Origin of the sequence: Pseudomonas sp. HAR-UPW-AIA-41 (assembly GCF_002304225.1) — a bacterium.
Classification (GTDB): domain Bacteria; phylum Pseudomonadota; class Gammaproteobacteria; order Pseudomonadales; family Pseudomonadaceae; genus Aquipseudomonas.
On sequence record NZ_NSLB01000005.1, the window covers coordinates 291,835 to 313,357 of the forward strand.

Consider the following 21,523-nt stretch of genomic DNA (forward strand, 5'->3'; position numbering starts at 1 on the left):
TTTGTTATGGGGGCGGCGAGGCTTTTTTAGCACGCCATGCGATGGCTGCCTTGATGCCTGGCAAGAAAAAGCCCGCCGATCTGACGATGGGCGGGCTTTTTCGCATCACAGTGCGGCGATCTTGCCGCGCTGCTCGACCAGCTTGGCCAGCGCCTGTTCGGCTTCGGCCAGCTTGGCGCGCTCCTTGTCGAGTACCTCGGCCGGCGCCTTGGCGACGAAGCCTTCGTTGGCGAGCTTGCCGCCGACGCGCTGCACTTCGCCCTGCAGGCGCTGGATTTCCTTGTCCAGACGCGCCAGTTCGGCGTCCTTGTCGATCAGGCCGGCCATGGGCACCAGTACCTGCATCTCGCCGACCAGGGCGGTGGCGGACATCGGTGCCTCTTCGCCAGCCGCCAGCACGCGTACCGATTCCAGCTTGGCCAGCTTGTTCAGTAGCGGCTCGAAGTCGGCCAGGCGGCGCAGGTCGGAGGCCGCGGCGTTCTGCACGATGATGTCGATGCGCTTGGCCATGGAGATCTTCATCTCGCCACGGATCTGCCGCACACCCAGCATCAGCTGCTTGACCCACTCGATATCGCCTTCGGCGCTAGCGTCGATGCGGCTTTCGTTGGCCACCGGCCAGGCCTGCAGCATGATGGTGGCGCCGTCCTTGCCGGCCTGGGCCTTGATGCGCTGCCAGATTTCTTCGGTGATGAAGGGCATGAACGGGTGGGCCAGACGCAGGATCACTTCCAGCACGCGCACCAGGGTGCGGCGGGTGCCGCGCTGGCGCTCGATCGGTGCGTTTTCGTCCCACAGCACCGGCTTGACCAGCTCCAGGTACCAGGCGCAGTACTCGTCCCAGATGAACTCGTAGAGGGCCTGGGCGGCCATGTCGAAGCGGAAGGCGTCGAGGTGGCGGGTCACGTCCTGCTCGCAGCGCTGCAGGGCGGAGATGATCCAGCGGTCGACCGGCGACAGGTCCACGGCTTCGCCATTGATGCCGGTGTCCTGGTTATCGGTGTTCTCGATGACGAAGTTGGCGGCGTTCCACAGCTTGTTGCAGAAGTTGCGGTAGCCCTCGACGCGACCCATGTCGAACTTGATGTCGCGGCCGGTGGAGGCCAGCGCCAGGTTGGTGAAGCGCAGGGCGTCAGTGCCGTAGGCGGCGATGCCTTCCGGGAACTCGGCGCGGGTCTGCTTGGCGATCTTCTCGGCCAGCTTGGGCTGCATCATGCCGCTGGTGCGCTTGGCCACCAGAGCTTCGAGGTCGATGCCATCGACGATGTCCAGCGGGTCGAGCACGTTGCCCTTGGACTTGGACATCTTCTGGCCCTGGCCGTCGCGCACCAGGCCGTGCACGTAGACGGTCTTGAACGGGATCTGCCCGGTCAGGTGGGTGGACAGCATGATCATCCGGGCGACCCAGAAGAAGATGATATCGAAGCCCGTTACAAGAACATCCGTGGGGTGGAAGGTCTTGAGGAAGTCGGTCTGCTGCGGCCAGCCGAGGGTGGAGAAGGTCCACAGGCCGGAGCTGAACCAGGTGTCCAGCACGTCTTCGTCCTGGCGCAGGGCGATGTCACCCAGGTTGTGCTGGGCGCGCACTTCCGCCTCGTCACGGCCGACATAGACGTTGCCGGCCTCGTCGTACCAGGCCGGGATGCGGTGGCCCCACCACAGCTGACGGCTGATGCACCAGTCCTGGATGTCGCGCATCCAGCTGAAGTACATGTTCTCGTACTGCTTGGGCACGAACTGGATCTCGCCGCTCTCGACCACGGCGATGGCCTTTTCGGCCAGCGGCTTGGTGGAGACGTACCACTGGTCGGTCAGCCACGGCTCGATGACGGTGCCGGAGCGGTCGCCCTTCGGCACTTTCAGGGCGTGGTCTTCGATCTTCTCCAGCAGGCCGGCGGCCTCGAAGGCGGCAACGATCTGCTTGCGCGCGACGAAGCGGTCGAGGCCGGCGTATTCGGCCGGCAGGCTGCCGTCGATCTCGGCATTGACGCTGCCGTCGATGTTGAACACCTGGGCCTTGGCGAGAACCTTGGCGTCCTTGTCGAAGATGTTGATCAGCGGCAGGTTGTGGCGCTTTCCGACTTCATAGTCGTTGAAGTCGTGGGCCGGGGTGATCTTCACGCAGCCGGTGCCGAACTCGGGGTCGCAGTAGTCGTCGGCGATGATCGGGATACGGCGGCCCACCAGCGGCAGCTCGATGTAGCTGCCGATCAGCGCCTTGTAGCGCTCGTCTTCCGGGTGCACGGCCACGGCGGAGTCGCCGAGCATGGTTTCCGGGCGGGTGGTGGCGACGATCAGGTAGTCCAGGCCCTCGGCGGTCTTCTTGCCGTCGGCCAGCGGGTAGCGCAGGTTCCACAGCGAGCCTTTCTCGTCGTGGTTTTCCACTTCGAGGTCGGAGATGGCGGTGTGGAACTTGGTGTCCCAGTTGACCAGGCGCTTGCCGCGGTAGATCAGACCGTCCTGGTGCAGGCGCACGAAGGCTTCTTTAACGGCCTCGGACAGGCCTTCGTCCATGGTGAAGCGCTCGCGAGACCAGTCCACCGAGCTGCCCAGGCGACGGATCTGCCGGGTGATGGTGCCACCGGACTGCTCCTTCCATTCCCAGACCTTCTCCAGGAACTTCTCGCGGCCCAGGTCGTGACGGCCGATGCCCTCGGCGGCCAGCTGGCGCTCGACCACCATCTGGGTGGCGATGCCCGCGTGGTCGGTGCCCGGCTGCCACAGGGTGTTGCGGCCCTGCATGCGGCGGAAGCGGACCAGGCAGTCCATGATCGAGTTGTTGAAGCCGTGGCCCATGTGCAGACTGCCGGTGACATTCGGCGGCGGGATCATGATGGTGTAGGGCTCGCCGGAACCTTGCGGGGCGAAGTAGTTGTTCGCTTCCCAGTTCTGGTATAGGGCGGTTTCGATGGCGTGGGGCTGGTAGGTCTTGTCCATGAGTCGGCGGGACCGTATTGGCAACTGATCGGGAAAGCCGGCAAGTATAGCGGCGAAGGCCGGTCAGGCGTAAGGTCGCGGCGCTTCAGGGTTTGCGCGGCAGCAACTGATCTAGGCGGTTTTCCAGGCGGCGCTTGAGTTCGGCTTCGATCTGCGGCACGAAATCGTCGATCACGTCCTGCAGGATCAGTTGGGCTGCGGCGCGCAATTCACCGTCAACACGCTTGAGCTGATCGGCGCCGTGGCTGGCAAGCTTCTGTCGCAGGCTGGCGCTGAGCTGTGTGGCGGTAGGTGGGGGTGTGGTCGGGGCGACTGGGCGTGCGCTGCCGGACGGTGCCGGAGTGGCGGCTGGCGGTGCCACCGGGGTGTTCAGCAGTGGAATGTCGCGGGTGTCAGTGGCCGGGCTTGCCACGGGAGCCTTGGGCGCCGGGCTCACCACTTCGCTGAGCAGGGGGATATCCAGCGGCTCCAGGGTTTCGGTGAGCAGCGGAGGCTCGACCAGATCGGCTTCCAGCAGCTCGCGGATCGACTCCAGGTCGGTCAGCAGGGCGGTGGATGTCTGAGGGGGCTTGGGGATATCCATGATGCGGTCTACAGCTCTACACGGCGCGGATCATACCCGCGTTGCCGGTAACTGCGGAAATTCTCGCGGCTGGCCGCCAGCAGTTCCGGCTGCTGATTGACGATCTCGATGACGCGCTGGAACTGTTCGAGATGCGGCGACAGGCTGCTGTCGAGGTTGAGCAGCACGCCGTTGCCTTGCTCCGGCGCCTCGTTCAGGCCGATCACCACCGGTGCCTGCGGATTTTCGCTGAACAGACTGTGAGGGATGAAGGTTTCCGGGCGAAAACGCCACAGCAGTTCATCCAGCGTCTGGCACTGCGCGGCATCGCTGGCGCGCAGGAATACCGGCAGGCCGGCGCGCCAGGCCTTCATCGCCAGTTGGCAGGCGACGCGCTCACGCTCGGCCGGAGCGGCCGAGGCGAGCACGTAGAACTCGATTTTCACTTGAGCTGATCCAGCAGGTACTGGGTGAGCAGCGGAACAGGACGGCCGGTGGCGCCCTTGTCCTTGCCGCCGCTGATCCAGGCGGTGCCGGCGATGTCCAGATGAGCCCAGTGCACGTCCTTGGTGAAGCGCGACAGGAAGCAGGCGGCAGTGATGGTGCCGGCCTTGGGTCCGCCGATGTTGGCGATATCGGCGAAGGGGCTGTCCAGCTGCTCCTGGTATTCGTCGAACAGCGGCAGCTGCCAGGCGCGGTCATCGGCAGCTTCACCAGCCTTGAGCAGCTGCTTGATCAGCACGTCGTTGTTGCCCAGCAGGCCCGAGGTATGGGCACCGAGGGCTACCACGCAGGCGCCGGTGAGGGTGGCGATATCGATCAGCGTGCGCGGGTTGAAACGCTGGGCGTAGGTCAGAGTGTCGCACAGCACCAGACGGCCCTCGGCGTCGGTATTGAGGATTTCCACGGTCTGACCGCTCATGGTGGTGACGATGTCGCCCGGGCGGGTGGCGCTGCCGCTGGGCATGTTCTCGGCACAGGCCAGCAGGCACACCAGGTTGATCGGCAGCTGCAGTTCGAGCACGGCCTTGAGGGTGCCGAACACGCTGGCCGCCCCGCCCATGTCGTACTTCATTTCGTCCATGCCGGCGGCCGGCTTGATGCTGATGCCGCCGGTGTCGAAGGTGATGCCCTTGCCGACCAGGGCAAAGGGTTGTTCATCCTTCTTGCCGCCCTGGTAGTGCATGACAATCATGCGTGGCGGCTGGGCGCTGCCCTGACCGACGGCGAGGAAGGCGCCGGCGCCCAGCTCCTTGAGCTTCTTCTCGTCGAGGATCTCGACCTTGAGATTCTTGTGCGCCTTGCCCAGGGCCTTGGCCTGCTCGGCCAGATAGCTGGGGTGGCAGAGGTTCGGTGGCAGGTTGCCGAGGTCTCGGGTGAAGGCCATACCACAGGCAATGGCCTGGGCATGCAGGCTGCCGCGCTCGATATCGGCAATGTGGGCCTTGTCGGCCAGCAGGGTGATCTTTTTCAGCGCCCGGGGCTCGGCCTTCTCGCTCTTGAACTGGTCGAACTGGTACAGGCCATCGGCCAGCGACTCGATCAGCAGGCGCGCCTTGCCATAGGCATTGCGGCCCTTGACCTTGACTTCGTCGAGTGCGAGCACGGCGTCACTGCCGGCCAGGCCCTTGAGGATGCCCAGCACACTGCCGGCCAGTTTGCGGTACTGACGGTCGCCCAGCTCGCCCTTGCCGCAGCCGACCAGCAGAACGCGCTCGGCCTTGAGGCCGGGCAGGCTGTGCAACAGCAGGGTCTGTCCGGGTTTGCCGGAGATGTCGCCGCGCTTGAGCACGGCGCTGATCGCGCCAGCGCAGGCACTGTCGACGGCTTTTGCGGTGTTGCCGAGCTTGCGGCCTTCGCCAACGGCCAAGACCAGGGTGGCGGTTTTCAGCGTTTCGGCGTGTGCAGACTTGACCTGGAATTGCATAACAGGCTCTCCCCAAGACAAAGAGTCGGGATTAACGGATAATGCCGGCATTTTTTCAGGCGCGAATTGTCTGACTGGCCGGCCACATGGCGGCTAGTTTGAGCGCAGCCCATTGGGCCTGACAACCCTGGAGTGTCCGGTTTGATCGTCTTCCGTTACCTGTCCCGTGAAGTGTTGCTGACCCTCAGCGCGGTAAGTGCCGTGCTGCTGGTGATCATCATGAGCGGGCGTTTCATCAAGTACCTGGCGCAGGCTGCTCAGGGTTTGCTCGATCCGGGCGTACTGCTGCTGATCATCAGCTTCCGGATACCCGGCTTTCTCCAGCTGATTCTGCCGCTTGGGCTGTTCCTCGGCATTCTGCTGGCTTACGGGCGTCTCTATCTGGAATCGGAGATGACCGTGCTGTCGGCCACCGGCATGAGTCCGCAGCGGCTGTTCACCTACAGCCTGGCGCCGGCCCTGCTGGTGGCGGCGCTGACTGCCTGGCTGAGTCTGTCGCTGGCGCCGGCAGGCGTGGCCAAGGTGGCCGAGATCCTCAAGCAGCAGGACAGCATGACCGAGTTCGATACGTTGGTGGCGGGTCGCTTCCAGTCGATCAAGGGCGGCAACCGGGTGACTTACACCGAGAAGCTGTCCGAGGACCGCACCGAACTGTCTGGTGTGTTCATCTCCGAGAAGCGTTTGGGCAAGGCCGGCGAAGACCGCGGGATTGCCGTTTTGGTGGCCGAGAGCGGGCGCCAGCAGATTCAGCCAGATGGCAGCCGCTACCTGATCCTCAACAATGGTTTCCGTTACGACGGAAGCCCAGGTCAGGCCGACTACCGTGCCATTCGTTATGACACCTATGGCGTGCTGCTGCCCAAACCGAGTGTCGATGGCGAAATCAGCGAGCGCGAGGCGATCCCGACCCGTGAGCTGCTGGCGAGCGACAACCCCAGGCACCAGGCCGAATTGCAGTGGCGTCTGTCGATTCCGCTGCTGGTATTTGTCGTGACCCTGCTGGCGGTGCCGCTGTCGCGGGTCAACCCCCGTCAGGGCCGCTTCCTCAAGTTGCTGCCGGCCATTCTTCTGTACATGAGCTACCTGGCCCTGCTGATCGCCGCACGCGGCAAGCTGGACAAGGGTGAATTCGTCTACGGCCTGTGGCTGGTGCATGGCCTGTTCGTGCTGGTGGGTGTGCTGCTGCTCTACTGGGAAAATCTGCGCTTGTTCTGGGCGGCACGGCGTGCGCGTGTGGAGGTGGCCCATGGTTAAGCTGGATCGTTACATCGGTACCAGTGTGTTCTTCAGCATCCTGGCGGTGCTGGGGATTATCGTCAGCCTGGCGCTGCTGTTTGCCTTTATCGACGAACTGGGCGACGTCGAGGGCGGCTACGGTGTGCTCGACGCCCTGTGGTACGTGCTGCTGACTGCGCCGCGCCGGCTCTATGAGATGCTGCCGATGGCGGCGCTGATCGGCTGCCTGGTCGGGCTGGGCACGCTGGCCAGCCACAGCGAGCTGACGGTGATGCGTGCCGCCGGGGTTTCCGTCGGCCGGATCGTCTGGGCAGTGATGAAGCCGATGCTGGTGCTGATGCTGGCGGGCATTCTGATTGGTGAGTATGTGGCGCCCTGGAGCGAGAACCTGGCTCAGGGCAGCCGTTCTCTGGCTCAGGGTGGCGGAGATGCACAGAGCGCCAAGCGCGGCCTGTGGCATCGCCAGGGCGACGAGTTTGTGCATATCAACGCGGTGCAACCCAACGGCGTGTTGATCGGTGTGACCCGCTATCGCTTCGATGCCGAGCGTAATCTGCAGTCCTCCAGCTTTGCCCGACGCGCGCTGTTTCAGGGTGATTACTGGCTGCTGGAAGATGTGGCGACGACTCGCTTCCATCTGGCGGAAAAACGTACCGAGGTGATCAAGGCACCGACCGAGCAGTGGCAGGTAGAGCTCTCGCCGCAGGTGCTGGGTACCGTGGTGATGGAGCCGGAAGCCCTGTCGATCACCGGCCTGTGGAATTACGCGCGCTACCTGGGCGAGCAGGGGCTGGCCAATGCTCGTTACTGGCTGGCGTTCTGGACCAAGGTGCTGCAACCGGTGGTGACGGCCGCGCTGGTGCTGATGGCGATTTCCTTCATCTTCGGTCCGCTGCGCTCGGTGACGCTGGGGCAGCGCGTCTTCAGCGGTGTGCTGGTGGGCTTTGTTTTCCGTATTGCCCAGGACCTGCTGGGGCCTTCCAGTCTGGTATTTGGCTTCTCGCCGCTGCTGGCGGTGCTGGTGCCGGCCGGTATCTGTGCGCTGGCTGGTTTGTGGATGCTGCGCCGCGCCGGCTGATTCCGTTGCTTTGAAGAAGCCCCCGGTGTATGCCGCGCGGCTTTTTTCATGGGCAAAAAAAGACCCGGCAAGAGCCGGGTCAATAACCGTGATTAGCCTGATGAGGAGATAACCTGAAGAGTCCACTGCCTGGTCTCCCAGCTTACCGGCTGATCTTGCGATCAGTTGAGTCAAATAATATCAATTATCATTTGCATGTCAACTGGATGCCCACAACATTTCTCTCGCGCACAAAAAGCCCGCCTGGTGGCGGGCTTTCTTAGAGCTGTGAAACCTTCACTCGGTGGCTTTCAGGCGCAGCTGAGTGACTTCCTTGTTCAGCAGATCGATGCGCCGGGCCATGCTCTCGATCAGGCTGTGAGAGATGCGCGGGTTGCTTTGCATCAGGCTGAGGAACTGGTCCTTGGGAATGACCATCACGGTGCAGGCTTCGCTGGCGATGACCGTGGCACTGCGTTTCTCGCGGGTGAACACAGCCATGGCACCGAAAATTTCGTCCTTCTGCACATCGCCGACCTTATGCCCGTCGACAAAGGCCTCAGCGTGGCCTTCGATGATGATGAACACGTGATCCGCGTCGTCACCCTGATGGATCAGCTCTTCACCGGCGGCAAAGTGCTGAAAGCCGGTGGCTGGGCGGATTTCCGGTTGCTTGAGGCGGGCCAGGGCGTCGGACAGCAGGGCGGTCTGGCCGATCAGGTACTGGATGAACTGTTCCTGGCGCGCTTCGCTGCTGTAGATGTGCTGGAACACAGCGCTGCGGGAGTAGGGGATCAGGGTCAGCGGCTCGTCACTGCTGTAGTTGCAAGAGGGGAGATCAATGCCCTGGCGCAGCCCCAAAAGATCACCTTCCTGTAGGTAGAACAGCGGACGCCCTTCCACATGGGCATGCAGCAGGCCGTCAGCAATGATGAACAGCTGATTGGCCGGCAGTTGCGCGTTGATGTCATCCACGCTGTCAAGGATCAGCGGTTCGCCGGCAGGCTGCAAACCTTCAAGTAATTGACCGGGAATGCTCTGCAAGCGCGAAATCAGCTGGTCGGCGTAGGCCGGTTGTTCCCCGAGTAGATACATGGTGCGTTCCTTGAACAGGCTTAATTCGGATCGTCCAAACAAGTACACAATAGGATGCAGAGCGTTCGCGGTAAATCCCACCCCGTTGGTGTTGTGAGCTAGCTCTTGTTGTGCGTGCTGTTCTGCAGCTGATTATTCAGTACAGCCTTGTGTTGCGGAGGCAGTTCATTCCAGTGGATATCCAGTAGTGCGCCTTCGATCGCATACAAAAGGACTTTTGATGCGCGAAATCCGCGAGCCTTGACGGCGCGGTAGGCATCCACCGAGCCCATGCGGCGCAGATCCGATTCACTGTGAATCCCCACGGCATGCAGCCATTGAGAAGAGGTCTTACCCAGATTCTTCAGTTGCAGCAATTCGTCGTTCATCCGGCCTCCATGCGTGCTATAGCCTCAAGCGTTAGTGCAGTGTAGCGGGGCTGGTGGCTTTTGCCGGGGCGGCGCTTTTAGCGGCGATAGCGCATGCGAGTACCGAACTGCATGGACATCAGCACCTCACTGGCTTCCAGTTCGACCGGAAAGTAGGCTCCTGAGATCTGCGCATGGGCGATACTTGCGCCTTCCAGATTCGCCTCGCGAAAATCGATGCCGCGCAGGTCGGCTCCCCTGAAATAGGCATTGCTCAGATCGAGGCGGCTAGCATCGAGCCCGCGCAGGTCTAAACCGCGGAAATCTCCCCCGGCGAGGTCGATTACACCACTGGTAGGTTTCTGCTGATTGAAGGCGTTGGTTTGTTCGCTACGCAGGGTCTTGTATAGCGAGGAGGTGAGTTGTTGCGGCTGGGTCATGAGGATACTCCCGATGAGGTCTCATCGGGAGTATAGGCAACAGCCGAGAGGCCTGCTTCAGTGCGCCGGGAGATGCTGACGCAGGCGCTGGATAAGGCTGTCCACACTGGTGGGCTGGTCGGTGGCGATGCTCAGAGCGCAGGCCAGTTCTTCGCTTTGCAGCGGCTCACGTCTGGCCTTTTGTTCGGCGATGACCTCCAGCGTGGCATCCGACGGATCAGCTCCGGCTTGCTGACGCTGCGTCAGCCATTGGCTGATGGTTGCGTCGGGGGCCTGGCAGTCAAGAATCAGGAAGGGTGCGCCGGCTTGTTCGGCCACAGCTGCGGCTGCCTGGCGCTGGCTGTGCTTGAGGTAGGTGGCGTCGATCACGACAGCAAAGCCTGCATGCAGTGCAGTACTGGCCAGTTGGTGCAGGTGCTGGTAGGTGGCGATGCTGGCTTCGCTGCTGTAGATGCCATCGTTGAGTGCTTGCGCACTGGCTGGCTGACCGAGCAGGCGCTTACGCTCGATGTCAGAGCGCAGGCGGATGGCGCCCAGCTCGTCGACCAGGCGTTGCGCAACATGGCTTTTGCCAACGGCTGATACGCCGCAGGTGATGGCGAGGAACGGCGAGGGGATGGCGTAATAGCTTTCCGCCAGATTGGCATAGTTGCGGTACTGGCGGAGGGTCGCCTGGCGGCTGTCCTCGTCACCCTGGTGAGCCAGGCTGAACAGGGCGATCTTGGCGCGGACTACAGCGCGGTACGCCTTGTAGAAATTCAGCAGTTCCAGGCCGGCATAGTCACCGGTGTGCTCCAGGTACTGGCTGATCAGACGGCTGGAAAGTGGCCGCAGGCCGCGGTCTTCGAGGTCCATGGCGAGGAAGGCGATATCGGCATAGACGTCGGTGAAGCGGAAAGGCTCATTGAACTCGATGCAGTCGAACAGCACGACCTTGTCGTCGAGCAGGGTGGCGTTGCCCAGGTGGATATCGCCATGGCATTCGCGAATGAAGCCGTCGGGCTTGCGCGTGGCCAGCAGCGGCTGCAGGCGTTCGAAGGTACTCTCTGCCCAGGCTTCCAGAGCCAGCAGCTGTGGCAGATCGCTGCTGTCAGGGAGCATGGCGCGAATCTGCTCGAAGTTCTGCCGCACCGGCGCCATAACGGCTTCCGGGCTTCCCAGTTCATGCTCGACGGGTACGCGCGGGGCGCGGGCATGGAACTGGGCGATCTGGGCAGCAAGCTGATCGATGTGCTGGTTGGTCAGCTCGCCACGTGCTTGTACGGCACTGAGCAGTTGGCTCTGTGGGAACTGACGCATCTTCAGGGTGAACTCGATCGGCGCATCAGTGCCGTTGAATGCCGGTTGCTCATCGCTTCCGTAAATCGGCAGCACTTCCAGGTACAGACCTTCGGTCAGGCGCTGGTTGAGCAGCAACTCCTGGCGGCAGAAATGCTCCCGAGCCGACAGGTTGCTGAAGTCGAGAAAACCGAAGTTGACCGGCTTCTTGATCTTGTAGGCATAAGGACCGGTGAGGATGACCCAGGAGATATGGGTTTCGATGACCTGAAACGACTCTACCGGATGGGGGTAGAGGCTGGGATTCTGCAGGGCGTTGATCAGGGCTTGGCTCACGGTGGATCCTTGTGCGGCGGGCATGCGGGAGGCGCATTATGGCTGCTGTGCTGCACTCTGCAAACCGCCTGAGGGCGCCTGTTGGTTGTGGATAAAGTACGTATAATCGTTGCCCATGACTCGATCCCGCTCCCCTCGTACTTCCCGTTCCCGCAGTCAGGCGCGCTCTCCTGCGCGCCCGTGGCTGGGTCTTTTGTTCAAGCTGAGCCTGGTGGGCCTGGTGGTGCTGGCAGGTTTTGCCGTGTATCTCGATGCCGTGGTGCAGGAGAAATTCTCTGGCAAGCGCTGGACGGTGCCGGCCAAGGTCTATGCACGGCCGCTGGAGTTGTTCGTCGGGCAAAAGCTTACGCGTGAGGACTTCCTGGCTGAGCTGGCAGCTCTGGGTTACCGCCGTGAAAGTGTCAGCAATGGCCCGGGCGCGGTTTCGGTTAACGGCAATACGGTCGAGCTGCACAGCCGTGGCTTCCAGTTTTATGAAGGGCTGGAGCCGGCACAGCGCATCCGCGTGCGTTTCTCCGGCAGCTATGTGGCGAGCCTGAACCAGGCCAATGGTGCAGCCCTTTCGGTGGCGCGCCTTGAGCCGATGCTGATTGGCGGGCTGTATCCCGCACACCATGAGGACCGTGTGCTGATCAAGCTCGATCAGGTGCCGCCTTATCTGGTTGAGACCCTTGTTGCGGTCGAGGATCGCGAGTTCTGGAATCACCACGGTGTTTCGCTCAAGTCGATTGCCCGCGCGGTGTGGGTCAATGCTTCGGCAGGCCAGTTGCGTCAGGGCGGCAGTACCCTGACCCAGCAGTTGGTGAAGAACTTCTACCTGACCGGTGAGCGCAGTCTGCAGCGCAAGCTCACCGAGGCCATGATGGCCGTGCTGCTGGAGCTGCACTATGACAAGCAGGCCATTCTCGAGGCTTACCTGAACGAGGTATTCCTCGGGCAGGATGGTCAGCGTGCGGTGCATGGCTTTGGTCTGGCCAGCCAGTACTTCTTCAGTCAGCCGCTGTCCGAGCTGAAGCTGCATCAGGTGGCGCTGCTGGTGGGGATGGTCAAGGGGCCTACCTACTACAATCCGCGCCGCAATCCCGAGCGTGCGCTGGCACGGCGAAATCTGGTACTCGACCTGCTGGCTGAGCAGGGCGTGGTAACGGTGGAGCAGGCTACTCAGGCCAAGGCCCAGCCGCTTGCCATTACCCAGCGCGGCAGTCTGGCTGACAGTTCTTTCCCGGCCTTCCTGGATCTGGTCAAACGCCAGTTGCGCCAGGATTACCGTGAGGAAGACCTTACCGAAGAAGGGCTGCGCATCTTCACCAGCTTCGATCCGATCCTGCAGGTCAAGGCCGAGGCGGCGCTGAATGACACCTTCAAGCGTCTTGCCGGGCGCAAGGGCGTAGAGCAGGTCGAGGCGGCCATGGTGGTCAGTAATCCCGAAACCGGCGAAGTACAGGCGATGATTGGTAGTCGTCAGCCGCGTTTTGCGGGGTTCAACCGGGTGCTTGATGCCGTGCGGCCGATTGGTTCGCTGATCAAGCCGGCGGTTTACCTGACGGCACTTGAACGCCCCAGTCAGTACACGTTGACCAGTTGGCTGGCCGATCAGCCGTTCTCGGTCAAAGGGCAGGATGGTCAGGTCTGGCGTCCGCAGAATTATGATCGCCAGGCCCACGGCAACATCCTCCTCTACCAGGGGCTGGCCAACTCCTACAACCTGTCAACCGCCAAGCTTGGCCTCGAGCTGGGTGTTCCCAGTGTGCTCAAGACGCTTGAGCGGCTGGGCGTCTCCCGTGAGTGGCCGGCTTACCCCTCGATGCTGCTCGGGGCGGGCTCACTGAGTCCCATGGAAGTGGCGGGCATGTATCAGACTCTGGCCAATGGTGGTTTCAATACGCCTCTGCGGGCCATTCGCAGTGTGCTCGCGGCCGAGGGCGAACCGCTTGGCCGTTATCCGTTCCAGATTCAGCAGCGCTTTGATCCCGGTGCCATCTACCTGACCCAGGCTGCCATGCAGCGTGTGATGAGCGAGGGCACGGGGCGTTCGGTGTATTCCCGACTGCCTGCCAATCTGAACCTCGCCGGTAAGACCGGTACCAGTAACGATTCGCGCGATAGCTGGTTCGCAGGCTTCAGTCAGGACTTGCTGGCCGTGGTCTGGTTGGGCCGCGATGACAATGGCAAGACGCCGCTGACTGGTGCAACCGGGGCGCTTCAGGTGTGGACCGGGTTCATGGCCAAGGCCGACCCTCTGCCGCTGGATATGCCCATGCCGGACAATGTGACTCTGGCCTGGATTGATCCGCGCACGGGGCAGGGTTCCGATCCCGGCTGCCCGGGGGCGGTGCAGATGCCTTATATTCGCGGTAGCGAGCCAGTGCCGGGTTCCCCGTGTGGTGTCGCGGCGCCGGCTGGTGCTGTGATGGACTGGGTCAAGGGTTGGCTGGAATGACGAAAGGAGTAGGTGTGTGAACAAGTTGTACGTGCCGTTGCTGGCTGTTTCGTTAACCCTGGCAGGTTGTTCCACGCCTCAGCGTGGTTCGGTGCCGGTGGTGGATGCCGGTTCGCCGTTGTCTGCTGGTGGCACTGCTGTGCGTGAGCCGCAGCCTTCGTCCGTGCAGTCGCTGCCGCAGGATTCCGGCGTGGTAGTGATGGTGCCGCAGGGTGGCACGCCTGCTCCGATCCAGGCTGGCACTGTGCCCATGGGGACGCCAGCCATCACGCCGGGGCCAATCAGTTCCGATCCGACACTGGCCGGTAGCTGGGGAGCGGCAGGGACTTCTGCGCCCAGTGGTATTCCATCCACGTCTGGCCTGGCGGCCGACGAGCAACTGGATGGTCCCGTATTGGCACTGCTGACCACTGCCCAGCAGCAACAGTCGGGTGGTGATCTGAACGGTGCCTCGGTCAGTCTGGAGCGCGCTCAGCGCATTGCGCCGCGTGAGCCTCAGGTACTCTACCGCCTGGCTGAGGTACGGCTGGCTCAGGGCGATCCCGCTCAGGCCGAGCAGCTGGCACGCCGCGGCCTGACCTATGCCAACGGGCGCCCGGCCCTGCAGGCCAGTCTGTGGGAGTTGATCGCTCAGGCGCGCGAGAAGCAGGGTGATCCCGCGGGTGCCGCGCAGGCCAGGCAGCGGGCTCAGGTCAGCTCCTGATGGATGTGCGCATTCCTCTGATTGCCGATCAGTTGCTCCTCATTGAGGGGCAGCTGCGTCAGCTGGGATTGTGGGCTCAGCAGGCGCCCAGCGTTGAAGCGCTGGCCAGTCAGCAGCCGTTCTGCGTCGATACTCTGGCGTTCGAGGAGTGGTTGCAGTGGATTTTTCTGCCGCGGCTCAAAGCCCTGCTCGAGGCGAATGCGCCTTTGCCCACGGCATCCGGCATTGCGGCGATGGCTGAGCAGGTTTTCTCCGGACGGGCCCTTGAGGTCAAGGGCCTGATTGCCGCTCTGGAAGCGTTTGATCGACTGATAGGGGCAGGCGCCTAGCGCGTGTTACTGGCAGTTTTCCGCAATGGCTTTCTTGGTTTCAGCAATGCGCTTTTGACGTTCGTCTTCGTCAACACGGCGAACTTCGCCGTTCACTTCTTCACGCAGTCGCGGGTTGTTTTCCAGTTGGGCCAGGTTGGTCCGAACCGTCTCGCAATACTTCTTGCGCTCGGCCTCCTTGGCGGCCACTTCCTTCTTCACTTTCTCATCGATGGCCTGCTGTTCTTCATCGATGCCGACTTGCGGCAGTTTTGCCGGGGTGGCTGCAGGTGCGGGGGCGATGGTGGTGTTCACGCTGGTTGCCTGCTGCCCTTCGGGCGGCTGGGCGCCAAAGTGGGTGACCCCTTGGGCGTCCACCCATTTGTAGACCTGGGCGGCCATGGCGGGCGTGCTGATGAGCACGATGAGGGCGCTGGCAATCAGTGAGCGACGCATGTGAAGTCCTTGTTGGTGAGAGGCTTACGTCTGCAACTATAACCAAAACGCTACAAACTTCATCCTGCGTTGTGTCACAGCGCCGCGTCGAATAAAAAACGCTTCTGGCTTGACTTGAGTGTTACGTTTCTCAACAATCCACGATTCGCCAAGTCGTTCCAGGTTACCGCCTGTCGCGCACGGCACCCAAGGTGCACACCCGCGCCGCCCTGCTTACACCCTGTAACGCGTTACCTCGCGCTGGGTGGGATGGTCCCGCAACAATGGGGATGCTCCCAATACTGGTCAGTCAGCCACAGCTGTCACGGTGATCACATTCACCCATGTGCTGTCAGGCCGGTTAACCAACTCAGCCGTCCTCGCGTGGGCGGCTCCCAAGCGTTAAAGAGGTGATTACGTGGAGCTTTTATCAGGCGCTGAAATGGTCGTCCGCTCGCTGCGTGACGAGGGCGTTAAGTACATCTACGGGTACCCGGGCGGTGCCCTTCTGCATATTTACGATGCCCTGTTCAAAGAGCCGGAAGTGACTCACATTCTGGTGCGTCACGAACAGGCTGCTACCCATATGGCTGATGGCTATGCGCGCGCTACCGGCAAGGCCGGTGTTGTGCTGGTTACCTCTGGCCCGGGCGCAACCAATGCCATTACCGGTATTGCCACTGCCTACATGGACTCCATTCCGATGGTAGTGCTGTCCGGTCAGGTGCCGAGCCGCATGGTGGGTACTGATGCCTTCCAGGAAACCGACATGGTCGGCATCTCCCGTCCGATCGTGAAGCACAGCTTCATCATCAAGCATCCTTCGGAAATTCCTGAAGTGATGAAGAAGGCGTTTTACCTGGCTCAGTCCGGCCGTCCGGGTCCAGTCGTGGTCGATATCCCCAAGGATATGACCAACCCTGCCGAGAAATACGAGTACAGCTACCCGAAGAAGGCCAAGCTGCGCTCGTACAATCCGGCGACCCGTGGTCATTCCGGACAGATCCGCAAGGCTGTCGAGATGCTGCTGGCTGCCAAGCGCCCGATTCTTTACTCCGGTGGCGGCGTCATCATGGGCAATGCTTCGGCTCAGCTGACTGAGCTGGCCAAGCTGCTCAATCTGCCGGTGACCAATACCCTGATGGGCCTCGGTGCCTTCCCGGGTAGCGATCGCCAGTTCGTCGGCATGCTCGGTATGCACGGCAGCTACACCGCGAACCTGGCGATGCACCATTCCGATGTGATTCTGGCTGTCGGCGCGCGCTTCGATGACCGCGTGATCAACGGTGAGACGGCAGCCAAGTTCTGCCCGAATGCCAAGGTCATCCATATCGATATCGACCCGGCGTCCATCTCCAAGACCGTCAAGGCCGATATCCCGATTGTCGGGCCGGTCGACAGCGTGCTGACCGAAATGGTCACCACGTTCAAGGAAATGGGTGAGACCCCGAACAAGGACACCGTTGCCAACTGGTGGAAGCAGATCGACGAGTGGCGTGGCGACGGCCGCCTGTTCCCCTACAACGAGGGTGACGGCAGCATCATCAAGCCGCAGACCGTAATCGAAACCCTGTGGGAAGTAACCAAGGGCGACGCTTTCGTCAGCTCCGACGTCGGCCAGCACCAGATGTTCGCGGCCCAGTACTACCGCTTCAACAAGCCCAATCGCTGGATCAACTCCGGCGGCCTGGGCACCATGGGCTTCGGTCTGCCGGCGGCCATGGGCGTCAAACTGAACTTCCCGGAAGATGACGTGGCCTGCGTCACCGGTGAGGGCAGCATCCAGATGAACATTCAGGAGCTGTCGACCTGCCTGCAGTACGACTTGCCGGTGAAGATCATCAACCTGAACAACGGCGCGTTGGGCATGGTCCGCCAATGGCAGGACATGCAGTACAACAGCCGTTACTCGCACTCTTACATGGAGTCGCTGCCGGACTTCGTCAAGCTGGCCGAGTCCTATGGTCACGTGGGCATGCGCATCACCGACCTGAAGGATCTCAAGCCGAAGATGGAAGAGGCCTTCGCCATGAAGAACCGTCTGGTGTTCCTCGACATCGCCGTGGATACCAGCGAGCACGTGTACCCGATGCAGATTCGCGAAGGTGCCATGCGTGACATGTGGCTGAGCAAGACGGAGCGGACCTGACCATGCGCCATATTATCTCCCTGCTGCTGGAAAACGAGCCTGGCGCCCTGTCGCGCGTGGTGGGTCTGTTCTCCCAGCGCAACTACAACATCGAAAGCCTGACCGTGGCGCCGACCGAAGACCCGACACTTTCGCGTCTGACGCTGACCACCGTTGGCCATGATGATGTGATCGAGCAGATCACCAAGAACCTCAACAAGCTGATCGAAGTGGTCAAGCTGGTGAACCTGTCGGAAAGTGCCCACATCGAGCGTGAGCTGATGCTGGTCAAGGTCAAGGCAACTGGCGCTCAGCGTGCCGAGATCAAGCGCACCACCGATATCTTCCGCGGCCAGATCGTGGATGTGACCAGCAGCGTCTACACCATTCAGCTGGCAGGTACCAGCGACAAGCTGGACAGTTTCATCCAGGCCATCGGCACCACGTCGATTCTGGAAACCGTACGCAGTGGTGTCACCGGCATTGCCCGTGGCGACAAAGTACTGAGCATCTAACTTTTTTCACAGGCCCTTTGCGGGCCAGGTAATCAGGAGAATTTCCATGGGCTTGAATGTTTACTACGACAAGGACTGTGACCTGTCGATCATCCAGGGCAAGAAAGTTGCCATCATCGGTTACGGCTCCCAGGGCCACGCCCACGCGTGCAACCTGAAAGATTCCGGTGTGGACGTTGTAGTTGGTCTGCGTACCGGCTCCGCGACTGTTGCCAAAGCCGAAGCGCACGGCCTGACCGTCAAGCCGGTTAAGGATGCTGTGGCCTGGGCTGATCTGGTCATGATCCTGACCCCGGACGAGTTCCAGGGCAAACTGTACAAAGAAGAGATCGAGCCGAACCTGAAGAAGGGCGCGACTCTGGCCTTTGCTCATGGCTTCTCGATTCACTACAACCAAGTTGTGCCGCGCGCTGACCTCGACGTGATCATGATCGCGCCGAAGGCTCCGGGTCACACCGTGCGTTCCGAGTTCGTTCGTGGCGGCGGCATCCCTGACCTGATCGCTATCTATCAGGACGCCTCCGGCAATGCCAAGAACGTTGCTCTGTCCTACGCCAGCGGCGTGGGCGGCGGCCGTACCGGCATCATCGAAACCACCTTCAAGGACGAGACTGAAACCGACCTGTTCGGTGAGCAGGCTGTTCTGTGCGGCGGTTGCGTTGAGCTGGTCAAAGCCGGTTTCGAAACTCTGGTTGAAGCCGGCTATGCGCCGGAAATGGCCTACTTCGAGTGCCTGCACGAGCTGAAGTTGATCGTTGACCTCATGTTCGAAGGCGGTATCGCCAACATGAACTACTCGATCTCCAACAACGCCGAGTACGGTGAGTACGTGACTGGTCCGGAAGTGATCAACGCCGAATCCCGTCAGGCCATGCGCAACGCCCTGAAGCGTATTCAGGACGGCGAGTATGCCAAGATGTTCATCAGCGAAGGTGCCACCAACTATCCGTCGATGACTGCTTATCGCCGCAACAATGCCGCTCACGGCATTGAAGTGGTTGGTGAGAAGCTGCGTGCCATGATGCCGTGGATCGCTGCCAACAAGATCGTCGACAAGAGCAAGAACTAATTTGCTCGGGTTGATGGGAAAAAACGCGGCTTAGGCCGCGTTTTTTCATTATGTGCAGAGGCTTCTGGTATAAAGCAGGGCGCTGAACCCCGGTCGGGTTTGGTGGTCAATCAGTAATCGTTTTTCAGGCAAGGTACTGCGCATGAGTGATAACGCCAAAGAAACCGGTCAGTCTGCCGAGGCGGAAAGCCTGTTGCCCATCGATGAGCATGTCGAGGAAGTGCATGACGAGCAGGGGCGCAAGGTTCGTCATCGCGGCATCTACCTGTTGCCCAACCTCTTTACCACGGCGGCTCTGTTCTCGGGCTTCTACGCCATCATCAACGGCATGAGTGGGCACTTCGAGAATGCCGCGATTGCCATCTTCGTGGCTATGGTGCTCGATGGTCTCGATGGGCGAGTGGCTCGTCTGACCAATACGCAAAGTGCATTTGGCGCCGAGTATGACTCGCTGTCGGATATGGTGGCCTTTGGTGTGGCTCCGGCACTGGTGGCGTTCGAGTGGGCGCTGGGCAGCCTGGGCAAGGTTGGCTGGATGGTGGCCTTCATCTATGTGGCGGGTGCTGCGCTGCGCCTGGCTCGCTTCAATACCATGGTCGGCAAGGCGGATAAGCGCTATTTCATTGGCTTGGCCAGTCCTGCGGCTGCGGCTTTGGTGGCGGGTACGGTTTGGGCCTTCAGCGATTTCGGTATCAAGGGCTCCAACATGGCATTCCTGGTCGCTCTTCTGGTGGCTGGCGCAGGCATGCTGATGGTCAGCAATATCAAGTACAACAGCTTCAAGGATCTTGATCTGAAGGGGCGAGTGCCGTTCTTCGCCATTCTGATTGTGGTGCTGGTCTTTGCTGTGGTCTTCTCGGATCCGCCCCGCATCCTGCTGCTGATCTTCCTCGCCTATGCTGCATCAGGCCCTGTGATGCATTTGCGTCGCCGTAAGCAAGCTCCTGCTGTGTAATCTTTCGGCACTTGCGCGGTCTATGGTTGCAATGACCATGGACTGCGAGTGCCGGTATGCTGATCAAGATTGTTAAAGCCTCTGACTGCAAAGAGTCGGAGGTCTGCAGTGAGTCTCTCTATCTGTCGCGGCGCCGTCTGCTCAGTGCCGGCCTGGCGATTACTGCCGGTTCCCTTCTTCCTTCAGTTGCGTCTGCTGAGTCTTCGAGTGCCGATGCGCTTCCTCCGTGGCTGCAGCATCGGCAACGTGCATCTTATTCTGGCGCTGCTCTTGCTCCGAATGACTCCGTGGCTCCTTACACTGCGGCCACCGGGTATAACAACTTTTACGAGTTCGGCCCGGACAAGGACGATCCGGCCCGCCATGCTGCAAGTCTGACGGCCGAGCCTTGGACTGTTCTTGTGGATGGTGAGGTTGAACGCCCTGGGCGCTACGACTTGTCATCCCTATTCCCTGAGATGGCGCTTGAAGAGCGTATCTACCGGCTGCGCTGTGTTGAGGCGTGGTCGATGGTGATTCCTTGGCTGGGTTTCCCGCTGGCAAGCCTGGTCAAGCACCTGCAGCCGAATAGTCATGCGAAATTCATTCGTTTTGAAACACTGGTGCGTGCTGAGGAAATGCCGGGTGTTCGTTCGCCCTTTGCACTGATCGACTGGCCCTATGTGGAGGGGTTGCGGATGGATGAGGCGATGCATCCGCTGAGTTTCATGGCGGTGGGTATGTATGGTGGTGCTATTGCAAAGCAAAACGGCGCACCGTTGCGCCTGGTTGTGCCCTGGAAGTATGGGTTCAAGAGCATCAAGTCGATTGTCAGGATCAGTTTCACGCGTGAGCAGCCGCGCACGACATGGCAGGCCCTGGCTCCGGATGAGTATGGGTTCTTTGCCAATGTGAATCCTGATGTGGACCACCCGCGCTGGAGTCAGGCGACCGAGCGGCGTTTGCCTGGCGGGTTATTTGAGCGAGGAGTGCGAGACACGCTGATGTTCAATGGCTATGGCGATGAAGTGGCCGGCTTGTACGCGGGTATGGATTTGCGGGTGAATTACTGATGCTTGGCTGGCGTATTAGTGTTTTTGCGCTCTCTGCTTTGCCGTTTGCCTGGGTTGTGAGTCAGGCTCTGCTCAATAAGCTTGGTGTCGATCCAGTCAAGGAGTTGCTTGACTTCCTCGGGCACAGTGCCCTGACGCTCTTGCTGGTCACGCTTTGCATGACTCCATTGCGGCTTATCCATGGTTGGCGTGGCTGGCAGCTTGTGCGGCGTCAGCTGGGGTTGTGGGCATTCACCTATGCATGCCTGCATATGCTGGTGTTTGCCGGGCTGATGATCGAGTGGGATGCCGTGCGCTTATGGGTTGAGCTTGAGCGCAGGCCTTATGTATTGATCGGCAGTCTGGCTTTAGCCGGATTGCTGCTGCTGGCTATCACATCCAACCGCTACAGCATGCGGCGCCTTGGTGTTCGCTGGAAATCGCTGCACCGGCTGGTTTATCCGGCTCTGATATTGGTGCTGCTGCATTACCTGTGGGTGGTGCGTTCAGACATTGCGTTCTGGCTCTTCTATGCGTTTGCGGGCAGCGCATTGCTGCTTTTCCGCCTGCCGATGGTGCAAAAGCGTGTTTTATTCACTTTTCGGGGTTGACGTCGAAATCTACAGCCCTATAATGCGCCCCACTTTCAGCGCTTCTGCAAAGAAAGCCTTCCAAAACAATAAGTTATGTTCTGGTTGGTGCTGAGAGTAGGGGCTTGGTTATA

Annotated in this window: 20 protein-coding genes; 11 read left to right on the forward strand and 9 right to left on the reverse strand. The window is 61.0% G+C overall.

Going from position 1 to position 21,523, the window contains the following annotated elements; genetic code table 11:
- Window positions 1–105 precede the first annotated feature (105 nt).
- The 4 genes from CK486_RS12450 to CK486_RS12465 form a co-directional block, all read right to left on the reverse strand.
- Window positions 106–2,937, reverse strand: coding sequence for a valine--tRNA ligase (locus CK486_RS12450; RefSeq protein WP_095940621.1), 2,832 nt, complete (start codon window positions 2,935–2,937; stop codon window positions 106–108).
- Window positions 2,938–3,022: 85 nt separating this feature from the next.
- A complete protein-coding gene (locus tag CK486_RS12455; protein ID WP_095940622.1) occupies window positions 3,023–3,520 on the reverse strand; it encodes a DNA polymerase III subunit chi in 498 nt (165 codons plus the stop codon).
- Between the two features lie 8 nt (window positions 3,521–3,528).
- Window positions 3,529–3,945 carry a DNA polymerase III subunit chi gene (locus CK486_RS12460; protein WP_095940623.1) on the reverse strand — a complete coding sequence of 139 codons (417 nt, stop codon included), beginning with the start codon at window positions 3,943–3,945 and terminating at the stop codon, window positions 3,529–3,531.
- Window positions 3,942–5,426 (reverse strand): leucyl aminopeptidase, encoded by a 1,485-nt coding sequence (locus CK486_RS12465; RefSeq protein ID WP_095940624.1) that lies wholly within the window; start codon window positions 5,424–5,426, stop codon window positions 3,942–3,944. The genes CK486_RS12460 and CK486_RS12465 overlap by 4 nt, the downstream gene beginning before the upstream one ends.
- Window positions 5,427–5,567: 141 nt before the next feature.
- Between CK486_RS12465 and lptF the strand changes: the two genes are divergently transcribed.
- Together lptF and lptG are read left to right on the forward strand one after the other, a co-directional pair.
- Window positions 5,568–6,680, forward strand: a complete 1,113-nt coding sequence (gene lptF / locus CK486_RS12470) for an LPS export ABC transporter permease LptF (RefSeq protein ID WP_095940625.1) — start codon at window positions 5,568–5,570, stop codon at window positions 6,678–6,680.
- The gene (gene lptG / locus CK486_RS12475; protein WP_095940626.1) at window positions 6,673–7,740 is read left to right on the forward strand and encodes an LPS export ABC transporter permease LptG; all 1,068 of its coding nucleotides are present in this window, start codon (window positions 6,673–6,675) and stop codon (window positions 7,738–7,740) included. Before lptF ends, lptG begins: the two co-directional genes overlap by 8 nt.
- A 276-nt stretch (window positions 7,741–8,016) precedes the next feature.
- Here lptG and CK486_RS12480 read toward each other — a convergent pair whose 3' ends face one another.
- The 4 genes from CK486_RS12480 to CK486_RS12495 form a co-directional block, all read right to left on the reverse strand.
- The gene (locus CK486_RS12480) at window positions 8,017–8,814 is read right to left on the reverse strand and encodes a Crp/Fnr family transcriptional regulator (RefSeq protein WP_095940627.1); all 798 of its coding nucleotides are present in this window, start codon (window positions 8,812–8,814) and stop codon (window positions 8,017–8,019) included.
- 98 nt (window positions 8,815–8,912) lie between these two features.
- Window positions 8,913–9,182, reverse strand: coding sequence for a TfoX/Sxy family protein (locus CK486_RS12485; RefSeq protein WP_095940628.1), 270 nt, complete (start codon window positions 9,180–9,182; stop codon window positions 8,913–8,915).
- Between the two features lie 77 nt (window positions 9,183–9,259).
- Window positions 9,260–9,601 (reverse strand): pentapeptide repeat-containing protein, encoded by a 342-nt coding sequence (locus tag CK486_RS12490; protein ID WP_095940629.1) that lies wholly within the window; start codon window positions 9,599–9,601, stop codon window positions 9,260–9,262.
- 57 nt (window positions 9,602–9,658) lie between these two features.
- The gene (locus CK486_RS12495; RefSeq protein WP_095940630.1) at window positions 9,659–11,215 is read right to left on the reverse strand and encodes a bifunctional aminoglycoside phosphotransferase/ATP-binding protein; all 1,557 of its coding nucleotides are present in this window, start codon (window positions 11,213–11,215) and stop codon (window positions 9,659–9,661) included.
- A 115-nt stretch (window positions 11,216–11,330) separates the two neighbouring features.
- On the opposite strand from CK486_RS12495, the gene mrcB reads away from it, so the two are divergent.
- The 3 genes from mrcB to CK486_RS12510 are packed head-to-tail and all read left to right on the forward strand — an operon-like array spanning window position 11,331 to window position 14,687.
- Window positions 11,331–13,655, forward strand: a complete 2,325-nt coding sequence (mrcB, locus tag CK486_RS12500) for a penicillin-binding protein 1B (protein ID WP_095940631.1) — start codon at window positions 11,331–11,333, stop codon at window positions 13,653–13,655.
- A gap of 16 nt (window positions 13,656–13,671) precedes the next feature.
- Window positions 13,672–14,358 (forward strand): M48 family metallopeptidase, encoded by a 687-nt coding sequence (locus tag CK486_RS12505; protein ID WP_095940632.1) that lies wholly within the window; start codon window positions 13,672–13,674, stop codon window positions 14,356–14,358.
- Complete coding sequence (locus CK486_RS12510; RefSeq protein ID WP_095940633.1) at window positions 14,358–14,687, forward strand: YqcC family protein; 330 nt, start codon at window positions 14,358–14,360, stop codon at window positions 14,685–14,687. The genes CK486_RS12505 and CK486_RS12510 overlap by 1 nt, the downstream gene beginning before the upstream one ends.
- 6 nt (window positions 14,688–14,693) lie before the next feature.
- Here CK486_RS12510 and CK486_RS12515 read toward each other — a convergent pair whose 3' ends face one another.
- The gene (locus CK486_RS12515) at window positions 14,694–15,122 is read right to left on the reverse strand and encodes a DUF4124 domain-containing protein (protein WP_095940634.1); all 429 of its coding nucleotides are present in this window, start codon (window positions 15,120–15,122) and stop codon (window positions 14,694–14,696) included.
- 397 nt (window positions 15,123–15,519) lie between these two features.
- Here CK486_RS12515 and CK486_RS12520 point away from each other — a divergent pair, with 397 nt between their 5' ends.
- The 6 genes from CK486_RS12520 (at window position 15,520) to CK486_RS12545 (ending at window position 21,410) form a co-directional block, all read left to right on the forward strand.
- Window positions 15,520–17,250, forward strand: a complete 1,731-nt coding sequence (locus CK486_RS12520) for an acetolactate synthase 3 large subunit (protein ID WP_095940635.1) — start codon at window positions 15,520–15,522, stop codon at window positions 17,248–17,250.
- Window positions 17,251–17,252: 2 nt separating this feature from the next.
- The gene (gene ilvN, locus CK486_RS12525) at window positions 17,253–17,744 is read left to right on the forward strand and encodes an acetolactate synthase small subunit (RefSeq protein WP_095940636.1); all 492 of its coding nucleotides are present in this window, start codon (window positions 17,253–17,255) and stop codon (window positions 17,742–17,744) included.
- Window positions 17,745–17,796: 52 nt separating this feature from the next.
- A complete protein-coding gene (gene ilvC / locus CK486_RS12530) occupies window positions 17,797–18,813 on the forward strand; it encodes a ketol-acid reductoisomerase (RefSeq protein ID WP_095940659.1) in 1,017 nt (338 codons plus the stop codon).
- Between the two features lie 142 nt (window positions 18,814–18,955).
- Window positions 18,956–19,768 (forward strand): CDP-diacylglycerol--serine O-phosphatidyltransferase, encoded by an 813-nt coding sequence (gene pssA / locus CK486_RS12535; protein WP_095940637.1) that lies wholly within the window; start codon window positions 18,956–18,958, stop codon window positions 19,766–19,768.
- Between the two features lie 56 nt (window positions 19,769–19,824).
- A complete protein-coding gene (gene msrP / locus CK486_RS12540; protein WP_095940638.1) occupies window positions 19,825–20,820 on the forward strand; it encodes a protein-methionine-sulfoxide reductase catalytic subunit MsrP in 996 nt (331 codons plus the stop codon).
- Window positions 20,820–21,410 carry a sulfite oxidase heme-binding subunit YedZ gene (locus tag CK486_RS12545; protein WP_095940639.1) on the forward strand — a complete coding sequence of 197 codons (591 nt, stop codon included), beginning with the start codon at window positions 20,820–20,822 and terminating at the stop codon, window positions 21,408–21,410. Before msrP ends, CK486_RS12545 begins: the two co-directional genes overlap by 1 nt.
- Window positions 21,411–21,523 lie beyond the last annotated feature (113 nt).

Excerpts from the sequence above, each read along its gene's own strand:
- CK486_RS12450 (WP_095940621.1), bottom strand. The coding sequence starts at position 2,937 with ATGGACAAGACCTACCAGCCCCACGCCATCGAAACCGCCCTATACCAG.
- CK486_RS12455 (WP_095940622.1), bottom strand. The coding sequence starts at position 3,520 with ATGGATATCCCCAAGCCCCCTCAGACATCCACCGCCCTGCTGACCGAC.
- CK486_RS12465 (WP_095940624.1), bottom strand. The coding sequence starts at position 5,426 with ATGCAATTCCAGGTCAAGTCTGCACACGCCGAAACGCTGAAAACCGCC.
- lptG (WP_095940626.1), top strand. The coding sequence starts at position 6,673 with ATGGTTAAGCTGGATCGTTACATCGGTACCAGTGTGTTCTTCAGCATC.
- CK486_RS12480 (WP_095940627.1), bottom strand. The coding sequence starts at position 8,814 with ATGTATCTACTCGGGGAACAACCGGCCTACGCCGACCAGCTGATTTCG.
- CK486_RS12485 (WP_095940628.1), bottom strand. The coding sequence starts at position 9,182 with ATGAACGACGAATTGCTGCAACTGAAGAATCTGGGTAAGACCTCTTCT.
- CK486_RS12490 (WP_095940629.1), bottom strand. The coding sequence starts at position 9,601 with ATGACCCAGCCGCAACAACTCACCTCCTCGCTATACAAGACCCTGCGT.
- mrcB (WP_095940631.1), top strand. The coding sequence starts at position 11,331 with ATGACTCGATCCCGCTCCCCTCGTACTTCCCGTTCCCGCAGTCAGGCG.
- CK486_RS12510 (WP_095940633.1), top strand. The coding sequence starts at position 14,358 with ATGGATGTGCGCATTCCTCTGATTGCCGATCAGTTGCTCCTCATTGAG.
- CK486_RS12515 (WP_095940634.1), bottom strand. The coding sequence starts at position 15,122 with ATGCGTCGCTCACTGATTGCCAGCGCCCTCATCGTGCTCATCAGCACG.
- ilvN (WP_095940636.1), top strand. The coding sequence starts at position 17,253 with ATGCGCCATATTATCTCCCTGCTGCTGGAAAACGAGCCTGGCGCCCTG.
- pssA (WP_095940637.1), top strand. The coding sequence starts at position 18,956 with ATGAGTGATAACGCCAAAGAAACCGGTCAGTCTGCCGAGGCGGAAAGC.
- msrP (WP_095940638.1), top strand. The coding sequence starts at position 19,825 with ATGCTGATCAAGATTGTTAAAGCCTCTGACTGCAAAGAGTCGGAGGTC.
- CK486_RS12545 (WP_095940639.1), top strand. The coding sequence starts at position 20,820 with ATGCTTGGCTGGCGTATTAGTGTTTTTGCGCTCTCTGCTTTGCCGTTT.